The organism is Pseudomonas sp. FG13 (assembly GCF_057809755.1).
Genome location: NZ_JBMDKO010000105.1, coordinates 1 through 1,423 on the forward strand (window position 1 = coordinate 1; position 1,423 = coordinate 1,423).

The following is a 1,423-nucleotide window of genomic DNA, read 5'->3' on the forward strand; positions in this document are numbered from 1 at the left end:
GGTCAGCAAATTGCTTGGGTGTTATATGGTCAAGCCTCACGGGCAATTAGTACAGGTTAGCTCAACGCCTCACAGCGCTTACACACCCTGCCTATCAACGTCGTAGTCTTCGACGGCCCTTCAGGGAGCTCAAGGCTCCAGTGAGATCTCATCTTGAGGCAAGTTTCCCGCTTAGATGCTTTCAGCGGTTATCTTTTCCGAACATAGCTACCCGGCAATGCCACTGGCGTGACAACCGGAACACCAGAGGTTCGTCCACTCCGGTCCTCTCGTACTAGGAGCAGCCCCTCTCAAATCTCAAACGTCCACGGCAGATAGGGACCGAACTGTCTCACGACGTTCTAAACCCAGCTCGCGTACCACTTTAAATGGCGAACAGCCATACCCTTGGGACCGGCTTCAGCCCCAGGATGTGATGAGCCGACATCGAGGTGCCAAACACCGCCGTCGATATGAACTCTTGGGCGGTATCAGCCTGTTATCCCCGGAGTACCTTTTATCCGTTGAGCGATGGCCCTTCCATACAGAACCACCGGATCACTAAGACCTACTTTCGTACCTGCTCGACGTGTCTGTCTCGCAGTCAAGCGCGCTTTTGCCTTTATACTCTACGACCGATTTCCGACCGGTCTGAGCGCACCTTCGTACTCCTCCGTTACTCTTTAGGAGGAGACCGCCCCAGTCAAACTACCCACCATACACTGTCCTCGATCCGGATAACGGACCTGAGTTAGAACCTCAAAGTTGCCAGGGTGGTATTTCAAGGATGGCTCCACGCAGACTGGCGTCCACGCTTCAAAGCCTCCCACCTATCCTACACAAGCAAATTCAAAGTCCAGTGCAAAGCTATAGTAAAGGTTCACGGGGTCTTTCCGTCTAGCCGCGGATACACTGCATCTTCACAGCGATTTCAATTTCACTGAGTCTCGGGTGGAGACAGCGCCGCCATCGTTACGCCATTCGTGCAGGTCGGAACTTACCCGACAAGGAATTTCGCTACCTTAGGACCGTTATAGTTACGGCCGCCGTTTACCGGGGCTTCGATCAAGAGCTTCGCGTTAGCTAACCCCATCAATTAACCTTCCGGCACCGGGCAGGCGTCACACCCTATACGTCCACTTTCGTGTTTGCAGAGTGCTGTGTTTTTAATAAACAGTCGCAGCGGCCTGGTATCTTCGACCGGCGTGGGCTTACGCAGCAAGTGCTTCACCCTCACCGGCGCACCTTCTCCCGAAGTTACGGTGCCATTTTGCCTAGTTCCTTCACCCGAGTTCTCTCAAGCGCCTTGGTATTCTCTACCCAACCACCTGTGTCGGTTTGGGGTACGGTTCCTGGTTATCTGAAGCTTAGAAGCTTTTCTTGGAAGCATGGCATCAACCACTTCGTCACCCAAAGGGTAACTCGTCATCAGCTCTCGGCCTTA

The 1,423-nt window shown here is 53.5% G+C and carries 1 rRNA gene; it reads right to left on the reverse strand.

The window, feature by feature from the left end:
- Nucleotides 1-25 precede the first annotated feature (25 nt).
- Nucleotides 26-1,423, reverse strand: a 23S ribosomal RNA gene (locus ACODTO_RS29530); the annotation flags it as partial.